Genomic DNA, 17,962 nt, shown 5'->3' with positions numbered 1-17,962 from the left:
ATGGCGCCGACCCGGAAGTGCTATCCGGAGCCACGGCGAGATGGCGCAAGCGGCGTCACCAGCGAACCCTACGAACCCCACGCAGATCCGATCCCATCATGAACGATCATCCAAGCCTCACGCTGGCGACCTTCGCCGCGCAACTGGACTTTGACGCTATTCCCGCGGCGGTTGTGGAGCGCACCGTCAATCTGTACGTGGACTGGCTAGGTTCGGCGCTCGCCGGAAAAGGCGCGCGCCCAGTTGAGACGATTGCCCGTTTTGCGCGCCAGGCCGGTGGCGGCCAGGCGGATGATCCGTGCGAGATCCTGATCAACCGCACCCGCACGACGCCATATTTTGCCGCGATGGTGAACGGCGCCGCATCGCACTTCGCCGAGCAGGACGATGTGCACAACGGCTCGGTATTTCATCCGGCGACGGTGGTGTTCCCGGTAGCGCTTGCGCTGGCGCAGGCGAACCGCGCGTCGGGGCGTGAGTTCATCGCGGCGGCAGTGGCGGGTTACGAGGTGGGCATTCGCATCGGAGAGTTTCTCGGCCGTTCGCACTACAAGGTGTTTCACACCACTGGCACGGCCGGCACCGTGGCCGCTGCGGCGACCGCTGGGCGTCTGCTTGGTCTGACGCCGACGCAAATGCTGGATGCGTTCGGCTCGGCGGGCACGCAGGCAAGCGGCCTGTGGGAATTCCTGCGCGACGCCGCCGATTCGAAACAGCTCCACACGGCGATGGCCGCCGCGAACGGCCTGATGTCCGCCCAACTCGCCGCCGACGGTTTTAAGGGCGCGACCCACATCCTTGAGGGCGCCCAGGGCATGGCGGCGGGCATGTCGAGCGACGCCGATCCCGCGCGTCTGGTCGACCGTCTCGGCAACCGCTGGGCCATCGCCGAGACTTCATTCAAGTACCACGCGGCCTGCCGCCATACCCACCCGGCGGCGGACGCTTTGCTCGCGGTCATCCAGCAACACCGTCTGGCGCCGCGGGACATCGCGAAAGTGACGGCTCACGTGCATCAAGGCGCTATCGACGTGCTCGGCGCCGTCGTGACGCCGCGCACCGTGCATCAGGCGAAATTCAACATGGGCACCGTGCTGGGACTGGTCGCGTATCACGGCTACGCCGGCGTGACTGAGTTCGAGCAAGGCTTCGACGCCGACGCGATCGCCGCCTTCCGCGACAAGGTGGAGATGGCTTTCGACGCCGAAGTGGACAGCGCGTACCCGGCCCGCTGGATCGGCAAGGTGACGGTTCTGACTGGAGACGGCCGCACGCTGCAAGGCCGCGTCGACGAGCCGAAAGGCGACCCGGGCAATACGCTGTCGCGCGATGAAATCGAGAGCAAGTTGCGGCGACTGGCGACGTTTTCCGGCGCGGCGTCGGACGAGGAGGCTTCGCGGCTGCTGGAGACTGCGTGGCAAATCGCGTCGCAGCCGCGCATCGAAGCCGTGTTCGACGCGGAGGTCACCGCATGAGTGTCGCGCTGCCTCGTTCGTATCTGTTTGTGCCGGGTAACCGGCCGGAGCGTTTCGAGAAGGCGCGTGCGGCGGGCGCGGATGCGGTGATCCTCGACCTCGAGGACGCCGTTCAGCCCGACGAAAAGCCGGCCGCGCGCGCAGCCGTTTTAGCTGCGGCGGATGCGGCACGGCCGGCATGGGTGCGGATCAACAGCTCCGATACCCGCTGGTTCGCCGATGACGTTGCCGCGCTCGCGGGCCATCCGGGCGTTGCAGGCATTGTGCTGCCGAAGGCCGAAACGCAGGAACACATCGCCGCCGTGCTGGCGCACGCGCATGCGACGCTCACCGTGCTGCCGATTGTCGAAACGGCACGCGGCTTTGCGAATCTGGCGGCGTTGTGCTCTGCGTCACGTGTGAGCCGCATTGTGTTCGGGACGCTCGATTTCCAGATCGATCTCGGCATCGATGGCGACGGCGAGGAGTTGCACCTGTTTCGCTCGCAGATCGTGCTGGCCTCACGGCTGGCGGGTATCGGCGCGCCGGTCGACGGCGTGTCGACCACCATTACCGATGCAGACGCGATCGAAGCCGATGCGCGGCGCGGCCGCCGTTTTGGCTTCGGCGGCAAGCTGTGCATTCATCCTAAGCAGATTGATGCGGTGCATCGTGCGTATGCGTGGAGTGACGCGGATCAGGCTTGGGCAGCGCGTGTGCTGGAGGCGGTGGAGGGGAGTCAAGGCGCCGCGGTGGCCGTCGACGGCAAGATGGTCGATCTGCCGGTAATCCTGAAGGCGCGGCGGATTTTGGGCCGGAACTGAGCGGAACGTGTCTGGGGCGCTTCATAAGGCGCCGGGCGGCGCCCGCACCCGCACCACAAGCCGAAGCTTCACGGCAGGCGCTCCCATTTCGCCCACCTCATTAACTCCAGCGAAACACCGGCTTCCAATAATGCCAATTCCCACGCTGCGCCCGGTACTGCACTCTTAGCCTATTCAGGCGATGGCCCATCGAAGCCGCGCCTCCCAAGAGCTCGCGTCAGAGCCGTCACACCTCCAAAGACGGCCATGCAAGATCTGTTGATCGCGGACCCATCCGCGTGTGCGTTATCAGGAGACACAGCTTGGCAACCGTCAATTCCGGCGCGCGGCTCGACCGCCTGCCTATCAGTCGTTTTCACTGGCAAATCCTCGGCCTGATCGGCGCCGGCGCGTTCCTCGACGCCTTCGACATCTATCTGGCCAACGGCTCGCTCGCGGCGATGGTCAAAAGCGGCTTCACCGACTTGCGGCTCGGCTCGTTCTTTATCTCCGCGACCTTCATGGGCATGATGATCGGCGCAGGCCTGTCGGGCTATCTGGGCGACCGCTTCGGGCGGCGTTATTCCTATCAGGCGAATCTGGCGATCTTCGGGCTCGCCTCACTGGCTGCGTGCTTTGCGCCGAACATCTACTGGCTGATCCTATTGCGCTTTTTGATGGGTATCGGGCTCGGTGCGGAACTGGTGGTGGCGGCCGGCACGTTGTGCGAGTTCGTGCCGCCGGCCACGCGCGGGCGCTGGACTTCGCTGCTGGCGCTGATCATCAACTCGGGTTTGCTTGGGGCAACCGCAGTCGGCTACTGGGTGATTCCGCACCTGGGCTGGCGCTATATGTTTGCGATTGCTGGTATCGGCGCGCTGATCGTCTGGTTCCTGCGGCATCGGATGCCGGAATCGCCGCGCTGGCTTGAAACGGTTGGACGTCTGGACGAAGCCGAGGCGACTGTCGCGGCAATCGAGCGGCAGGTCGAGGCACGCGTCGGCAAGTTGCCGCCAGTGGCGCGCGTGGTGAGCCACGAAGTGCCTGCCGCGCCGCTGTCGGCGCTCTTCGCGCGCGGGATGATTGGCCGCACGCTGGTGGCCGCGCTCACCTGCATGGCCATCAATATGTCGCTGTACGGCTTTGTTGCGTGGCTGCCCACCTTCTTTGTCAAGGAAGGGTTGACGATAGTGCAATCGCTGGGTTTCGTGCTGCTGATGTCGTTCGGCGCGCCGATGGGTGCAGTGGTTGGCTACTTCGTGACGGATCGCATCGGACGCCGCAACGGCATCGTGCTGTTCTCGCTACTGACCATCGTGCTCGGCTTGATCTATGTGCAAATGCGCGCACCGGCGGCGATTTCGATTATGGGTTTTGCGCTGGTCACGACGATCTACACGGTGTGCACGCTGGGTTTGTTCGGCTATATCCCCGAGCTGTTTCCGACTACGCACCGCTTGCGCGGCACGGGTATCGCCGGGACCTGCGGGCGGGCCGCTTCGATGACGACGCCTTATGTGGCGCTCCTTTTGTACACGCATTTCGGCGTGACGGGCGTGGTGGCAATGGTGGGCGGCGTGCTGCTGTTGCTGAGTGTGGCGATTCTCGCGCTGCGTATAGAGACGAGTCAGCAGACACTCGAAGAGATTTCGCCGGATATCAGCGTGTCAGAGGCGGGCGAGAGCGAAGCGTTGGGGAGTGGCGCAGTGTAGTGGCTGCCAAGGGGTAAGGGAGATAGGCCGTTCGGCCGACTTTCCAGGTCGCTGCCGCGGAGATAAGCTTGGGTTTCCGGACACGTTTGACGTGTCGTGAAGGAGGGGAACCTGGCTATGTCTGAGAAAACGCGCGCGGCAGTGACTAACACTAACGCAGTAACCGGCACGACGCGCGGTGCAAAGCCGAGCACCTACGTGCTCGTGCACGGCGCCTGGCACGGTGGATGGTGCTGGGACGCGGTCGCGCGGATCTTGCGCTCGCACGGGCATCGGGTATTTACGCCGACGCTCAGTGGGCTCGGCGAGCGGGCCCATCTGCTTTCGCCGGAGATCGACCTTCAGGTGTTCGTCCAGGACGTCGTCGACGTATTCGAACGGCACGACCTATCTGAGGTGATTCTCGTTGGGCACAGTTTTGGCGGCACGACCTTGATCGGCGCCGCCGACCGTGTGCCGCAGCGGATTCGTCAACTGGTGTTTCTCGACGCCGTCGTGCTGTCTGCTGGAGAGACGGCATTTTCGCGGCTCGCTCCTGAGATCGTCGCCGCGCGCACGAAGCTGGCGATGGAAACCAGCAACGGGCTAACGATCCCCGTGCCGCCCGCGAGTGCGTTCGGTGTGTTCGAAGCCGACCAGGTCGCTCTGCTCGAGCGTCACTGCACCCCCCATCCGTTGAAGACCTTCGATGACCCAATGGTGCTAAAGGGACCACCTGGCGGCGCGCTGCCTAAGGTCTATATCCAGTGCGTCGATCCGGTATACGGACCGCTGCAAAGCAGTCGCGACTTCGTCAAGACGCAAAAGGATTGGACGTGGGATGAAATCGCAAGCGGGCACGATGCGATGATTAGCGCGCCGGACGCGCTGGCTGAGAAGTTGTTGGCGTTCGCGTGAGAAAAGCGACGGTACTTCACCTCACTTTGACTCCACACCCTCGCTCACTTTTTCGGCCTTTATCATGCATTTTGATTTCGTAGACCTGCGGCTCATCGTCAACATTGCCGATACGAAGAACCTCGCGCGCGCCGCGGAACGCTCTCATCTCTCTGCGCCTGCAGCAAGCAACCGGATCAAGAATCTTGAGGAGCAACTCGGCTTCAAGCTGCTCTATCGAACCAGCCAGGGTGTGACGCCCACCCCCGCCGGCGACGCATTTGTGCATCACGCGCGGCTTGTGCTCGAACGGGTCGAGCATCTGGCCGGCGACATGCAGGAGTATGGCGAAGGGATCAAGGGCCACGTACGGATCTGGGCCAATACCACCGCGATCAGCGAGTTCCTGCCTACGGTACTCAGCCACTTCCTGCGCGACCATCCTGACGTCAACATCGACCTGCGCGAAGTGCTGAGCGGCGAGATCGTCAAGGGCGTGGCCGACAGCGCCACCGATATCGGCATCGTCGCGGGTAACGTGCATGCCGAGCATCTGGAGATGCTGCCTTATCGCGACGATCGGCTGATCCTCGTCACGTCGAAGGACCATGCGCTCGCGCGCGAGCCTTCGGTCGATTTCGCGCAGACGCTCGACGACAACTTCATCGGCTTGCCCACCTCGAGCGCGATTCATGCGTTCGTGATGAGCGCTGCGGACACCCTGGGCGTGCGGCTCAAACTGCGCATCCAGGTCGGCAACTTTGAGGCCGCCTGCCGGATGATCGAAGCAGGCGTGGGCATCGGCATCGTGCCCGAGTCTGTCGCGCTGCGTCACGCGAAGACCATGCAGATCGCCCTCGTGCACCTGAACGACGGGTGGGCCGAGCGCAAGCTGAAAATCTGCGTGCGCAGCGTCAAGGACCTGCCGCCGATCGCGCGGGCGCTCGTCGATCGCTTGATGATGGATGTTTGAGGGGGTGTTTTCCAATAAGAAACAAAGCCGTCTGTGATCGAGGGGCGGCCCGTCGCCGCCTCCAGTGGGCTCGACGCCCCTCACCAGACGGTTCAAGCCCCAAACAGAGCCTAAAATAACCGGCAACCACCCGATCGGCCCGCGCAGCCCGCCGCTATTACGCTTGCCGCCACAAAACCCGACGTGTATAGTTTCCGAACTTACTCTTGTTTCGCATTGGAAATTAAAGGGATTCTTCATATGAACGCTTCGACCATCCTCGCCGATCTCGGCATCGCGCAAGCGGCGCAAGCCGGCCATATCGCGGTTCATTCGCCGATCACCGGCGAGCTCATCGGCCGCGTGGCCAGCAACACGGTGGCCGACGTCGATGCGGCGCTCGCCAATGCGAAGCAGGCATTCAACGCGTGGCGCAACGTCCCGGCTCCGCGCCGCGGCGAACTGGTGCGCCTCCTCGGCAACCGTCTGCGCGAGAAAAAGCAGGCGCTCGGCAGCATCATCACGCTCGAAACCGGCAAGATCCTTCAGGAAGGTTTGGGCGAAGTGCAGGAAATGATCGACATTTGCGACTTCGCGGTCGGCCTGTCGCGTCAGCTGTACGGCCTGACCATCGCCTCCGAGCGCCCCGGCCACCGCATGGCCGAGTCGTGGCATCCCATGGGCACCTGCGTTGTGATTTCCGCGTTCAACTTCCCGGCCGCCGTATGGTCATGGAATGCCGCGCTCGCGCTGGTGTGCGGTAACGCCGTGATCTGGAAGCCGTCCGAAAAGACGCCGCTCACCGCGCTGGCCGTCAATCAGATCCTGAGCGATGCGCTGAAGGAATTCGGCGACGCGCCCGCAGGGCTGACGGCGCTGATCACCGGTGGCCGCGATGTGGGCGCGAAGCTCGTCGCCGATCCGCGTGCTTCGGTCGTCAGCGCAACCGGCAGCACTGAAATGGGCCGTACCGTGGGCGTCGAAGTGGCGAAGCGCTTCGGCCGTTCGCTGCTCGAACTGGGTGGCAACAATGCCGGCATCGTCACGCAGAGCGCGGATCAAGAACTCGCGCTGCGCGGCATTCTGTTCTCGGCCGTGGGCACGGCCGGTCAGCGCTGCACGTCGCTGCGCCGCCTGTTCGTGCACGACAGCGTGTATGACCAGACCGTCGAGCGCCTGAAGCAGCTCTACAACAAGGTGCCGATTGGCAACCCGCTCGAAAAGGGCACGCTGATGGGCCCGCTGATCGACAAGCAATCGTTCGCCCGCATGCAGGAAGCGCTGCAGCAGGCTGTCGCGGAAGGTGGCAAGGTGTTCGGTGGCGAGCGTGTCGAAGTGAAGGGCTACGAAGGCGGCCACTACGTGCGCCCGGCGCTGGTCGAAATGCCGTCGCAAACGTCCGTGGTGCTGAAGGAAACCTTCGCGCCGATTCTCTACGTACTGCGCTATACGGATTTTGCCGACGCGGTCGAGGCGAATAATGCTGCGGTACATGGCCTGTCGTCGTGCGTGTTCACCACTGATCTGCGTGAAGCCGAGCGCTTCCTGTCGGCGGCCGGCAGCGACTGCGGCATTGCCAACGTGAACATCGGACCGAGCGGTGCGGAAATCGGCGGCGCATTCGGCGGCGAAAAGGAAACGGGCGGCGGCCGCGAGTCGGGTTCGGATGCATGGAAGGCGTATATGCGCCGTGCGACCAACACGGTCAATTACTCGTCGGCATTGCCGCTGGCGCAAGGCATCGACTTCAACATCGGCTAAAGCGCGGCACGTGGCGCGCTCAGCGGTCTATGTATGAGTTGAGCGCCCGCGGCCGCGCGCGACGGGGACGTGCAGTACTGTGCGTCCTTTCGCGCCCGCTGCGTCGCCTTGCAATGAAACTGCCAATACCTATCAACTTGCGTTCGACTGGCCGTATGGCTGACGCGGCCGGCGCCTGCTTTGGGTGGAGAGAGTCGTGAATTCGAAAGTCGTAATCGTCGGTGGTGGCGTGATCGGCAGCTCGATTGCGTATTTTTTGCGTGCCTCCGACCCGACGGTCAGTGTCACCGTGATCGAGCGCGATCCGACCTATGCGCGGTCGTCGTCGGCATTGTCGGCGGCGTCGATCCGTCAGCAATTCTCGACGCCGCTGTCGATCCAGATGTCGCTGTTCGGCATCGAGTTTTTGCGTTCGATTGGCGAGCGACTCGAGATCGACGGCGCAAAGCCGTCCATCGATCTGCACGAGGGAGGTTACCTGTTCCTCGCCACGCCGGCCGGCGAGTCGACGCTGCGCGAAAATCACGCGCTGCAGAAGAGCCTCGGCGCGGACATCAGTCTGCTCGACAAGGTGGCGTTGCAGGCACGCTTCCCTTGGCTCAATACCGAGGACCTGGTGGCCGGCGCCTATGGCGAGAGCGGCGAGGGCTGGTTCGACGGCTACGGTCTCGTGCAGGCCTTGCGCAAGAAGGCGCAGGCACTCGGGGCACGCTACGTGGCCGATGACGTGGTGGCGCTGCAGCGCGACGGCAAGCGCGTTACTCAGGTGTTGACGGCGGGCGGCGAGACTTATGCCTGCGATGTGGTGGTCAACGCAGCCGGAGCGTGGTCGCGCAAGGTCGCGGAGATGGTCGGCATCGACATTCCGGTGTTCGCGCGCCGCCGCAGCATTTTCAACGTCAGCTCTCCCGCGCAGCTCGAACACTGCCCGCTGCTGATCGATCCAACCGGGGTCTATTTCCGCCCGGAAGGCAAATCGTTTATTTGCGGCACGTCGCCGGGCGCCGACAACGATCCGGACGATTTGCCGCTCGACGAAGTCGATCACGCGCTGTTCGACGAGGTAATCTGGCCGACGCTGGCGCATCGCGTGCCGCAATTCGAAGCGCTGCGCGTGCAGAACTGCTGGTCGGGCTATTACGAGTACAACGTGCTGGATCAGAACGCGATTATCGGCCATCACCCGGATGTCGATAACTGCATCTTCGCAAATGGTTTCAGCGGGCACGGCCTGCAACAGGGTCCGGCAACGGGACGGGGCGTCAGCGAACTGATCCTGCATGGCCGCTATACGACGCTGGATCTGTCGTCGCTCAGTTTCGAACGCGTCCTTGAGAACCGGCCGATCGTCGAAAAGAATGTGGTTTAGGCGCCGTTATCGCGCCTGCATCGCCCATATCCGCTAAGTCCCCTTAGGTGGATGCAGTAGGTTGAGCCCGGTCCCGTGCCGGGTTTTTTTCGTTCTGGGGCGATGAATCTTGGGGGTTTCCTGTCCGCGAGCCGGGGAGCGGAGCCGCGGACTGGTAAAGCCCGCCTGCGTCGGGTCGCCGTCCGTGGCGCCGCGTCTCCCGATGATTCCGAAAACTCAACAGGTAGTGATTAGATATCGTTTGCGGCGGTTGCCGTTGCTGACCACAATCGATGCCAGTTCAGATCGTGGGCCGTGAACCGCTGCGTGCCGTTCAGGCCACGCCCGATAAGCCAATCCACTGGACGCGCCAGCAGCCACCGGCCAAACGCCAAAGACACCATGTTCACGTTCACACCTCCGTTCGAAGCACCGACTGGCTCGCCGATCCGTGAGCTGTTCAAGTACCTGGGTCAGCCAGGCATGATTTCGTTCGCGGGCGGTTATCCAGCCAGCGATCTGTTCGATCGTGCCGGCCTCGATGCGGCGGCCGCGCGCGCGTCGCAGCAGACGACGCTCTGCCTGCAATACGGTCCGACAGACGGTTTGCCGGTTCTAAAAGAAGAACTTGCCCGGCTGATGATGCGTCGCGGCACGCCATGCACGCCGCAGGAATTGCTGGTGACGACCGGTTCGCAGCAGGGCTTCGATTTGCTGCTACGCGTACTGGTGGGCGCAGGGGATGTGGTGCTGGTCGAACAGCCGGCTTACCCGGCTGCGCTACAGGCGCTCAAGCTGCAGCAGGCTGACGTGGTGACGGTGCCGGTCGATCAGGACGGTCTCGACGTGGCCGCGCTCGCCGCGCTGCTCGAAGCGGGCACGCTCGAGCGTTTGCCGAAGTTGCTCTACACGGTGCCGACTTTCGCGAATCCAACGGGCGCGACACTCTCGTATGAGCGGCGTATTGCATTGCTGAAGCTGGCGGCGCGCTACCGGTTTCTGGTGGTCGAAGACGATCCGTACGGTGATCTGCGCTTTGCAGGCGAGGCGTTGCCTTCTTTGCTCGCCTTGAGCGCCGAGGTGCCGGCTTCACGCGATTGGGTCGTGCATTTTTCGAGCCTGTCGAAGATTGTGGCGCCCGGTTTGCGGGTGGGCTGGACCATCGCGCATGCGGAGATTCTGAGGCGCTGTGTCGTCGCCAAACAGACTGTGGATCTGTGCAGCTCGCCGTGGACTCAGGCGATTGCGGCGGAATATCTCGCAAGCGGCGCGCTCGAATTACATCTTCCGAAGATCATTGAGGCCTACGCGTTGAAATGCGCGACGCTGTGCGATGCGTTGCAAGCGCATCTGAAGGACGACATTGCGTTTCATCGCCCAGCCGGTGGGATGTTCGTTTGGGGGCGGCTTGCCGGTGGTGGTGATGCATCGGCTTGTCTGAAGGCGTGTATCGAGCAGAACGTAATGTTCGTGCCGGGTGTCGCGTTCTATAAGGACAGCGCGGATGTTGCCTCGCTGCGGCTGTCGTTCGCGGCGCCTGGCGTCAGCGATATCGAACAAGGCGTGCTACGGATGAAGGGTGCGCTTGAGACGTTGTGATGCACCGCAAGCAGGGCTGCGAATTCCAATGGGCTCAAACACTTGCGTGACGAGTGCGCAGGATATCCACAGCCTTACGAACATTATCTGTTGATAACGTGCGGTTGCGCGTGCCAACGCGGGGCAGCGCGTTTAGCAAACCTGACGAGACGCCAGGAAAGGCGCGCCGTGCGCGTCAAGGCGCTGAGAATCCACGCACTAACCGGGTGAGCCGGACGTTACACCGGCTAAAACCGCGTCGTTGAAGCAGGTTTGCCGCGTCGCGAGCACAGCCCGTAATGTCAGCGCGATCAACCACTTGAGCAACGAGTCCGCAGGATATCCACAGGCTTGCGAACAATATCTGTTGATAAACCGTGCGGACCATCCGGTGGATGACGCGGGCAGGTTGAAGCGAAGTATCTGAAGCACGACCAACAATCCCAGCGCGATCAACCACTTGAGTAACGAGTCCGCAGGATATCCACAAGCTTGCGAACAATTTTTGTTGATAACCCAGCTATCCAAGCCGCAAGTGCTGCAACAACGCAAACCCATGTACGCCATGCAGCCAGACATGGCCGGCCACGAACCACGCAGCAACCCACGAAGCGCCCACCACCAGCAGATCGCAGTGTCCGCTGTTCCACCAGTTGAGCGAGTGACGTCCCGCGATCCACGGCACACCGAGCGGGTTGGGCCAGTCCGCGAGTAAATGCATCAGCCCGCCGCAAGCGAAGCCGAACGCGAGTGCAGCGAGCGGCTGATGATGTCCGAGCTCGCGATAAGAAAACACCAGCAGCGCGATCCAGCCAATACCCCAATGCGTGACCGTGCGATGAGTGATCCACAGGCGCCGCTTGCGCGACCACCAGGCTACTTCCAGCCAATCCGGCGCCGTGCCGCCCGCCACGGCCGCAATGAAGCTCAGCAACACCCACACATGAAAGGGTCCGCTCGCGCTGCTGCGTGCGACGATAGCTGCGGCGATGACGCCGGCCGCGAAGCCGGTGGCGTGATGTGCTTTGTTTGAGGCCATCGATAGTGCGCGGCGCCACGCGCGCCGTCTGAATGCAAAGGGCGGTCATGTTCGCAGATGCCCGCACAAAAAGACAGCGCCACGCGTGCTATGCAAGCGTGGCGCCGATTACTCAACGCTTAGTGCTTAGTGATTCATCTTGCGCGAAGAGCGACGAAGGACGAAGGACAAACACCGAGGCAAAACACCCACCCCTTAAGTCGCACACCGCGCGATATCAAAGCGCATCTCAGGTTCCGGCGGATCGTCCGGTGCGTTGGCGGGTCGCATGACCTTGACCACTGAGCCTGCACTGACCGGCGTCAGCGTAACGAAGTAAGCGGTGTCCGAATCTGAGCCAACGGCCAGTTCGGTCGCGCCGCCCACGGACGATGCGTGCACGCGTGACAGACGGCTTTCAAGGCATTCGGTGATGTAAGACGGCGTACGCTGCGATGTCACGAACACCATCGGCTGTGACGCATCTCGAGCGGGGCCGGACGAGCCACAGGCGGCAAGCGCGAGAGCGGCGGGAGCGAGCAAAAGAAGTTTTTTCATGATCGGATCGTCGGCGTTCCCGATCAGCTATGGGAACAGGGGCACGGGCGGAACAGGGTGCTCCGCGACGAAGCTGCCGTTCAGCCGTGGCGAGCTCTCGGTGAGATCGCAGCGCGGAAGGCAGCTGGTCCAAGTATACCTGCGTGCACGTCGCTGTTTGAACTATGCCAAGCCGATTTGCGCATAAAAAAACGCGCACGTGATTGTGTCACGTGCGCGTTTCTCAACAGACCGGATCGGTAGATCCGGCCCGCAGCTTCATTAGAAGCGGTGACGCAGACCCACGGTCGCTGCGACCTGGTTGCCAGTCGACGACGGCGACAGCGTGTTGATCATAGCGACGTTCGCGCTACCGTCACCGAGTTGACCCGAAGCGTGCTGGTACACGCCTTCAACGTAGACGTCGGTGCGCTTGCTGAGCGAGTAGTCAGCTTGCAGCGAAACGGTGTGCCACTTCGGATCACCCGAAGTCGTGCCACCCGTCGCCTTGCCGTCCGTGAACGTGTACGCGCCGTTCAGGCTCAGAGCCGGCGTCAGAGCGTACTTGCCGTTGATTTCATAGTTGTCGAGGTGCAGGTTCGTACCGGTCGGGATCGTGAAGCTCTCGCCGCCCTGGCTGCCAGCGATCAGGTTGTTGTCTTGCGTGTGCGTCCACACGAAGCCAACCGTAGCCGGACCGTACGCGTAGTTCGCGCCCACGCCATACGTGCGCTGCAGGGCAGCCGTCAGGTTGGCGTTGTTGCCGTCGCCTGCCGACACTGCACCGTTGCTCAGGTTCGAGCCGCCCAGCGAATTGTTCATTTGCAAGTACGCAGCAGCAACGTTCAACCCACCGTTGGTGTACGAAGCGCCCGCGCTATAGGCACGGTTGTTCGCGAACTGGCCAGCGTCGTTGCTGAAACCATACAAGCCGCCAAAGCGGAAACCGGAGTAGTTCGCGCTCTGGTACTTGACTGCGTTCTTGATCGAGAACGAGTTGTCCAGGTTGTCGTTGTCAAACGGGTGGGCAGCGAGGTTGTTGCCGTAGCCCGAGCCTGCTTCGGACAGCGGGCCGAGGTAGTCGACCACGGAGTCATATTGACGGCCAAGCGTCAGCGTACCGAACTGGTCGCTTTGCAGACCGACGAAAGCCTGACGGTTGAACAACGTGCTGCTTTCGGTGAACTTGCCGCTGTTGATGTTAAAGCCGCTTTCCAACGTGAAGATGGCATGCAGACCGCCGCCGAGGTCTTCGCTGCCGCGCAGGCCGAAGTACGTATCCGACACCGAGCCGCTACCTTGTTGCCAGTTGTTGTGGCCACCCTGATTGTTCGAGTAGACCAGGCCGGCGTCCAGCGTGCCGTACAACGTGACGCTGCTTTGTGCGTGAGCGTTGATGGCAAACGCGCCCATGATGCCCGCGATGATGAGGGTTTTTTTCATGCTTTATAAACTCCGAGACAGTCCGTAGAGAATCGCCTGACAGGACTTAGCGCCGATGCCGCCGGCCGCCTGAGGATTCGCAGCGAAGTGTATTCCCCCTGATGAATTGATTAACCTCATCTGACACAACAATGCTTTCCTGAATCAGGAATGCCGGGATTTGTTTTTCTAAGTGCAGGTAAACAAAGCGTTTTTGCTTTTGAATGAAAATCTGCGGATGGTGTGTCAACCTTTTTTATGTTGCACCTGCGCGACGCCCGTCCGTGGCGGCTGAGCGGCTTACGAATTACAAATGTAACGATAGATTTATATTCTTCATATTTTCAAAAAAGACTATTCCGTGCGATGCGGTGATTACCTGGCGTTTCTGGCTTTACAATTCGTCTGCCCCTTGACCAAGGGCGTCTTTTTTTCATCTGTTTATACGCGGCCTCAGGGCCGCGTTTTTTTATTGTGTATTAAATCGGACTATAAGTTCCAAGAGATCGCGAAAAATATTTTTTTGGAAACCGCAATAATCCGCGCCCTGGCCGTTCGGCATAGGCTGCACCCCGGCGTAGCCGGGGCGGGTAGAATCCGGTCCTTGTGTTGACGAATCTGTTCCGAACCTGAGCGACCCGCAATGACCGATACCTCCCTTCCATCGCCCAACACCGCTGCCGATCCTGCGACGGAAGATCTCCCCGAAGTGCCCGAAACCCAGCACGAAGCGCGTTTGTGGCGCGACGACGGCTGGACTGCGCGCGTCATCAAGAACGAAGACGACGACGGCTGGGCGGTGGAGATGATCAAGGACGGCGAACCGGAGCCCGCTCTGGTCGGACCGTGGACCATGGGCCGGGACAAAAAAAATCCGAAGCCGCTCGATACGGGCGCTTTCAATACATTAGTGAAGACCGCTTCGGAGGTGCTGCGCCGGCACGAGCAGCAGTTGCACGCCATGCTGCATAAGCGAGTGACGGTGGAATCGCCGTCTGGCGACGGTGAACTGGCGATCACGCTCGAGATCGTACCCAGCGAGGACGACCCTTACGCGCTGCTGACCGCGTTCGACGCCTTCGGCGAGCAGCTCGCGCAGGTGAAAGTGGCGCCTAACTTCAAGTTAGGTAAGGCGAGCGCCGCCTCCTGGGTCGAAAACGACTTTCGCCGGCCTGGCTGAGGGGAAGCGAGACCGACTGCGGCGAACCGAGGCCCCTGCGCGTCGCGCCGGCCGGCCTCAGTTCCGCTTGCAGAAAATTGCGGTGATATGCGGCCCGACGTGGTGCACGATCGCCGTACTGCCCGCCTGGGTCACGGCTTCCTGCACTTTTACGTCGCCGCCGAACACGACGGCGCCGTAGGCCGAGTTGGCCAGCGGTTCGCCGTCGCCGGTCCGGAACATCGGATCGTCCTTTTCGAAGCCGACCACCGCGAACACGTGGAAGCCGAAGGCGGTCATGTCGGCGCCTTTGGCTGGCCGGAAGGCGTTGATCGAATTGCTCTCAACCCGCATCGGCGTGGGATCGATCAATTGCTGCTGGGCCAGGTCCGCAATGAACTGATGGCCGGACTCGTTACAGGCGAGCGGTGCGTCGAGCGCGGTCGCGTGGCCGGCGAGCGGCAAGGCCGCTGTGGACAGGGCGAGGACAACGGAAGAAAAAACGTGCTTCATAAGCTTCAGGTCACGTGTGCTCAGTGGCAAGTTCGCAACGGGGCAGACAAGGAGGCGGACGGCAACCGTGTTGGATCGGACCGGAGTAACAGCGCGAAGCCCTCACTCTGGCCGACACGAGAGACACGCCACGCCGGGCTGCGTGTCCGATTACACGGCGTTACAGGCGTAATTGGACTCGCACTTTACCAACGTTCGAGCATTTTTGCTGCGGACGGCGTCTGTCAAGGGTTGACGGGGAAATTGTCTCGGAAAACAGCAAGGTTTCCCGTAACCGTATATATTTCCGGGTTATGAATTCTCGACCACCATCTTTAAAAAACGTTCCGGTCCCTAAAACGTGGGACGCGAGGCTCGCTCGCCGGCTCGTGACGCCGCTTGTGGACACGTTTGTCACGCCCAATCAGCTCACCACGCTGCGCCTGCTGATCGGCCTCGCGGGCGCGCTGTGCCTTGCCCGGGGCGGGTTTGCCTGGACCAACGCAGGCGCGTTGCTTATCGTCCTGTCGAATTTCGTGGACCACACGGACGGTGAACTCGCGCGCATCAGCGGCAAGTCGAGTCGGATCGGTCATTTTTACGACCTCGCGTGCGATTCGGTGGTGACGGTCCTGTTGTTCGTGGGCATGGGACTCGGCATCGGCGTGGTTCATCAAGCGGAGCGGATCGTGCCGGGCGTAGTCCTCGGCAGCCTCGCCGGCGTGGCGGTCGCAGTGATTTTCTTCCTGCGGATGCGGATCGAGGACATGGAAGGCAAGGCGGGCACCAGGCAGGCGTCGGTAGCCGGCTTCGAGACCGAAGACGTGTTGTATCTGCTGCCGCTCGTGACCCTGACCGGCATCGTCACGCCGTTTGTTGTGGCCGCCTCGATGGGCGCGCCGCTTTTTGCCCTTTGGGTGATCGTGGACTTTCGCCGGGCGCTGCGCCGCACGGCGCGCCCCGCCGCCGAAACCAGTCCAATGCAGGTTAGTCCATGAGTACGCAGGCCGAAGATGATGTGATCGCCTCAGCCTCTTTCGACCGCGTACCCGCCACGCTAGCGTCTGTAGAGGCCCGCGAGGCCGCCCCCGAGGCCGACCAGGCAGTTGCCGGCCGCACGCGCCAGTTCGACACGGCGGCCCTCTCCAAGGACTTCGCCGAGCAGGGCGCCTTCCTCTACATGGAAGATTTCCTCGCGCCCGAGGTCACCGCGCAACTGGTGTACAGCGCCCGTGCGCTGCTCGACGAGGTGAATCGCAACTACCTGCCGGGCCACAAGCAGGGCGGCAGCGTGAGCCGTCATACGATCGACCGCCTGGCGCCGTTCATTGCCGAGCTGTATCGCTCGAAGGAGCTGATCGGCTGGCTGGAGCGGTTGAGCGGCGACAAACTGATGGTGTCCCCGCCGGACGATCCACACGCCTACGCGCTGTATTACTACACCCGGCCGGGCGACCATATCGGCTGGCATTACGACACCTCGTACTACGACGGCCGCCGCTATACGCTGCTGCTGGGCGTGATCGACGAGTCGTCATGCCGTCTCGACTACGAGTTGCATACCACGAACCCGGACGTGCCCGATGTGCCCGGCTCCGTGCAGATCCCGCCCGGCGGCTTGGTGTTTTTCGACGGCGACAAATTGCGTCACCGCATCACGCCGGCGGGCGCCAATGAGTTCCGCGTCTCGCTGACGTTCGAATACGTCACGGATCCGAACATGCGCCCGTGGCGGCGTTTCATTTCGAACATGAAAGACGCGATCGCCTATTTCGGCTTCCGCCAGGTGTTTCGTCAGATGACCCGGCGCAAAGGGGCCGGGCAATGACTCGCGCGGCCGTAATCCTGCTGACGATCGGCGTCGCGCTGTTCGTCGCGCTACTCGCCTGGCAGGGCCTGGGCTCGGTCACCTCGACGCTGATGGTCGCCGGCTGGGGTCTCGCGCTGGTGGCCGCATTCCATCTGGTGCCGCTGGTCCTGGATTCGGCGGCGATCGCGGTGCTGATCGACCGGCGCCGCGACGCCGTCGCTGCGCGTCATGCGTTGCTCGCGCGTTGGACCGGCGAGTCGGTGAATAGCCTGTTACCGGCCGGTCAGATCGGCGGCCCGGTGGTGGTCGTGCGACAACTCACGCATCACGGCATGCGCATGCGCGACGCGGCGGCCACGATCACGGTCAGTACCACGCTGCAGGCACTCGCGCAGATCGTGTTTGCCGTGCTGGGCCTGCTGCTGTTCGGCGCTTACGCGGCGCAAGGCGCGCTGCACGATCTGCGCACCGCAACTTTTATTGCGACCGCTATACTCGCCGGGCTGATCGCGTTGTTCTTCTTCGCCCAGCGCCGCGGCCTGTTTGGGCGGCTTCTGCGGGTCGTCTCGAAGGTATTCGGCAAGCGCGACTGGTCGGCGTTGACCATGCGCGCCGACGCCGTCGATGGTGCCGTACAGGCCCTCTATCGGGAGCGCGGCCGGGTGCTGGCGAGCTTTACGCTCAGTCTGGTCGGCTGGATCGTCGGCACCGCGGAAGTGTGGCTCGCGCTGCGCTTCCTTGGCCACCCGGTAAGCTGGGTCGACGCGCTGCTGCTCGAAAGCCTGGGGCAGGCGATTCGCGGTGCCGCGTTCGCGATTCCGGGCTCGCTCGGCGTGCAGGAGGGCGGCTACCTGCTGCTCGCGCCGCTCGTCGGCTTGCCGCCGGATGCGGCGCTTGCGCTGTCGCTTGCCAAGCGCGCCCGCGAGCTCGTGCTTGGTTTGCCTGGCCTGTTGTACCTGCATTTCAGTGAAAGAAACTGGCAGCGTCGGCGCGCGACGCGTGTGCCGGCTGTCGACTAACCCTACTTTTAGAAAGGGACC

Annotated in this window: 16 protein-coding genes; 12 read left to right on the top strand and 4 right to left on the bottom strand. The window is 62.6% G+C overall.

All coding sequences use genetic code 11. The annotated features are described in order from the left end of the window. Positions 1 to 98 precede the first annotated feature (98 nt). The 8 genes from P3T40_RS08660 to P3T40_RS08625 all read left to right on the top strand — a co-directional run bounded on the left by P3T40_RS08660 (position 99) and on the right by P3T40_RS08625 (position 10,505). Positions 99 to 1,475 carry an MmgE/PrpD family protein gene (locus tag P3T40_RS08660; RefSeq protein WP_429267265.1) on the top strand — a complete coding sequence of 459 codons (1,377 nt, stop codon included), beginning with the start codon at positions 99 to 101 and terminating at the stop codon, positions 1,473 to 1,475. Continuing rightward, on the top strand, positions 1,472 to 2,278 hold the full coding sequence (locus tag P3T40_RS08655; RefSeq protein WP_429267264.1) for an HpcH/HpaI aldolase/citrate lyase family protein: 807 nt from the start codon (positions 1,472 to 1,474) through the stop codon (positions 2,276 to 2,278). The genes P3T40_RS08660 and P3T40_RS08655 overlap by 4 nt, the downstream gene beginning before the upstream one ends. Positions 2,279 to 2,580: 302 nt before the next feature. Then, the gene (locus P3T40_RS08650) at positions 2,581 to 3,969 is read left to right on the top strand and encodes an MFS transporter (RefSeq protein WP_429267263.1); all 1,389 of its coding nucleotides are present in this window, start codon (positions 2,581 to 2,583) and stop codon (positions 3,967 to 3,969) included. Positions 3,970 to 4,086: 117 nt separating this feature from the next. After that, a complete protein-coding gene (locus tag P3T40_RS08645; RefSeq protein ID WP_429267262.1) occupies positions 4,087 to 4,866 on the top strand; it encodes an alpha/beta fold hydrolase in 780 nt (259 codons plus the stop codon). A 64-nt stretch (positions 4,867 to 4,930) separates the two neighbouring features. After that, positions 4,931 to 5,818, top strand: a complete 888-nt coding sequence (locus tag P3T40_RS08640) for a LysR family transcriptional regulator (RefSeq protein ID WP_429267261.1) — start codon at positions 4,931 to 4,933, stop codon at positions 5,816 to 5,818. A gap of 240 nt (positions 5,819 to 6,058) precedes the next feature. Beyond that, positions 6,059 to 7,558 (top strand): L-piperidine-6-carboxylate dehydrogenase, encoded by a 1,500-nt coding sequence (amaB, locus tag P3T40_RS08635; RefSeq protein WP_429267260.1) that lies wholly within the window; start codon positions 6,059 to 6,061, stop codon positions 7,556 to 7,558. A gap of 196 nt (positions 7,559 to 7,754) precedes the next feature. Continuing rightward, positions 7,755 to 8,927, top strand: a complete 1,173-nt coding sequence (locus P3T40_RS08630; RefSeq protein ID WP_429267259.1) for an NAD(P)/FAD-dependent oxidoreductase — start codon at positions 7,755 to 7,757, stop codon at positions 8,925 to 8,927. A gap of 381 nt (positions 8,928 to 9,308) precedes the next feature. Then, positions 9,309 to 10,505: a PLP-dependent aminotransferase family protein gene (locus tag P3T40_RS08625; RefSeq protein WP_429267258.1), complete on the top strand. Its 1,197-nt coding sequence runs from the start codon at positions 9,309 to 9,311 to the stop codon at positions 10,503 to 10,505. Positions 10,506 to 11,004: 499 nt separating this feature from the next. Here P3T40_RS08625 and P3T40_RS08620 read toward each other — a convergent pair whose 3' ends face one another. The 3 genes from P3T40_RS08620 to P3T40_RS08610 all read right to left on the bottom strand — a co-directional run bounded on the left by P3T40_RS08620 (position 11,005) and on the right by P3T40_RS08610 (position 13,482). Further along, positions 11,005 to 11,523 (bottom strand): metal-dependent hydrolase, encoded by a 519-nt coding sequence (locus P3T40_RS08620; RefSeq protein ID WP_429267257.1) that lies wholly within the window; start codon positions 11,521 to 11,523, stop codon positions 11,005 to 11,007. 195 nt (positions 11,524 to 11,718) lie between these two features. Continuing rightward, a complete protein-coding gene (locus tag P3T40_RS08615) occupies positions 11,719 to 12,060 on the bottom strand; it encodes a sugar ABC transporter ATPase (RefSeq protein WP_429267256.1) in 342 nt (113 codons plus the stop codon). Positions 12,061 to 12,321: 261 nt separating this feature from the next. Further along, on the bottom strand, positions 12,322 to 13,482 hold the full coding sequence (locus tag P3T40_RS08610) for a porin (protein ID WP_429267255.1): 1,161 nt from the start codon (positions 13,480 to 13,482) through the stop codon (positions 12,322 to 12,324). A gap of 622 nt (positions 13,483 to 14,104) precedes the next feature. Between P3T40_RS08610 and P3T40_RS08605 the strand changes: the two genes are divergently transcribed. Then, positions 14,105 to 14,641, top strand: a complete 537-nt coding sequence (locus tag P3T40_RS08605) for a hypothetical protein (RefSeq protein ID WP_429267254.1) — start codon at positions 14,105 to 14,107, stop codon at positions 14,639 to 14,641. Between the two features lie 57 nt (positions 14,642 to 14,698). Here P3T40_RS08605 and P3T40_RS08600 read toward each other — a convergent pair whose 3' ends face one another. Further along, the gene (locus tag P3T40_RS08600; protein ID WP_429267253.1) at positions 14,699 to 15,133 is read right to left on the bottom strand and encodes a hypothetical protein; all 435 of its coding nucleotides are present in this window, start codon (positions 15,131 to 15,133) and stop codon (positions 14,699 to 14,701) included. A 293-nt stretch (positions 15,134 to 15,426) separates the two neighbouring features. Between P3T40_RS08600 and P3T40_RS08595 the strand changes: the two genes are divergently transcribed. From P3T40_RS08595 to P3T40_RS08585, 3 genes are read left to right on the top strand one after another with little or no spacing between them, the layout of a single operon-like run. Then, complete coding sequence (locus P3T40_RS08595) at positions 15,427 to 16,110, top strand: CDP-alcohol phosphatidyltransferase family protein (protein WP_429267252.1); 684 nt, start codon at positions 15,427 to 15,429, stop codon at positions 16,108 to 16,110. After that, positions 16,107 to 16,940 carry a 2OG-Fe(II) oxygenase family protein gene (locus tag P3T40_RS08590; protein ID WP_429267251.1) on the top strand — a complete coding sequence of 278 codons (834 nt, stop codon included), beginning with the start codon at positions 16,107 to 16,109 and terminating at the stop codon, positions 16,938 to 16,940. Before P3T40_RS08595 ends, P3T40_RS08590 begins: the two co-directional genes overlap by 4 nt. Then, positions 16,937 to 17,941 carry a flippase-like domain-containing protein gene (locus P3T40_RS08585; RefSeq protein ID WP_429267250.1) on the top strand — a complete coding sequence of 335 codons (1,005 nt, stop codon included), beginning with the start codon at positions 16,937 to 16,939 and terminating at the stop codon, positions 17,939 to 17,941. The genes P3T40_RS08590 and P3T40_RS08585 overlap by 4 nt, the downstream gene beginning before the upstream one ends. Positions 17,942 to 17,962 lie beyond the last annotated feature (21 nt).

The organism is Paraburkholderia sp. EB58, from assembly GCF_050436665.1.
GTDB lineage: Bacteria > Pseudomonadota > Gammaproteobacteria > Burkholderiales > Burkholderiaceae > Paraburkholderia.
The sequence above is the reverse complement of the archived record's forward strand: the minus strand, read 5'-3'. Positions and strand labels throughout refer to the sequence as shown.

Coding starts and splice junctions, on each gene's coding strand:
- P3T40_RS08660 (WP_429267265.1), top strand. CDS start 99: ATGAACGATCATCCAAGCCTCACGCTGGCGACCTTCGCCGCGCAACTG.
- P3T40_RS08655 (WP_429267264.1), top strand. CDS start 1,472: ATGAGTGTCGCGCTGCCTCGTTCGTATCTGTTTGTGCCGGGTAACCGG.
- P3T40_RS08645 (WP_429267262.1), top strand. CDS start 4,087: ATGTCTGAGAAAACGCGCGCGGCAGTGACTAACACTAACGCAGTAACC.
- P3T40_RS08640 (WP_429267261.1), top strand. CDS start 4,931: ATGCATTTTGATTTCGTAGACCTGCGGCTCATCGTCAACATTGCCGAT.
- amaB (WP_429267260.1), top strand. CDS start 6,059: ATGAACGCTTCGACCATCCTCGCCGATCTCGGCATCGCGCAAGCGGCG.
- P3T40_RS08625 (WP_429267258.1), top strand. CDS start 9,309: ATGTTCACGTTCACACCTCCGTTCGAAGCACCGACTGGCTCGCCGATC.
- P3T40_RS08620 (WP_429267257.1), bottom strand. CDS start 11,523: ATGGCCTCAAACAAAGCACATCACGCCACCGGCTTCGCGGCCGGCGTC.
- P3T40_RS08615 (WP_429267256.1), bottom strand. CDS start 12,060: ATGAAAAAACTTCTTTTGCTCGCTCCCGCCGCTCTCGCGCTTGCCGCC.
- P3T40_RS08610 (WP_429267255.1), bottom strand. CDS start 13,482: ATGAAAAAAACCCTCATCATCGCGGGCATCATGGGCGCGTTTGCCATC.
- P3T40_RS08605 (WP_429267254.1), top strand. CDS start 14,105: ATGACCGATACCTCCCTTCCATCGCCCAACACCGCTGCCGATCCTGCG.
- P3T40_RS08600 (WP_429267253.1), bottom strand. CDS start 15,133: ATGAAGCACGTTTTTTCTTCCGTTGTCCTCGCCCTGTCCACAGCGGCC.
- P3T40_RS08595 (WP_429267252.1), top strand. CDS start 15,427: ATGAATTCTCGACCACCATCTTTAAAAAACGTTCCGGTCCCTAAAACG.
- P3T40_RS08590 (WP_429267251.1), top strand. CDS start 16,107: ATGAGTACGCAGGCCGAAGATGATGTGATCGCCTCAGCCTCTTTCGAC.
- P3T40_RS08585 (WP_429267250.1), top strand. CDS start 16,937: ATGACTCGCGCGGCCGTAATCCTGCTGACGATCGGCGTCGCGCTGTTC.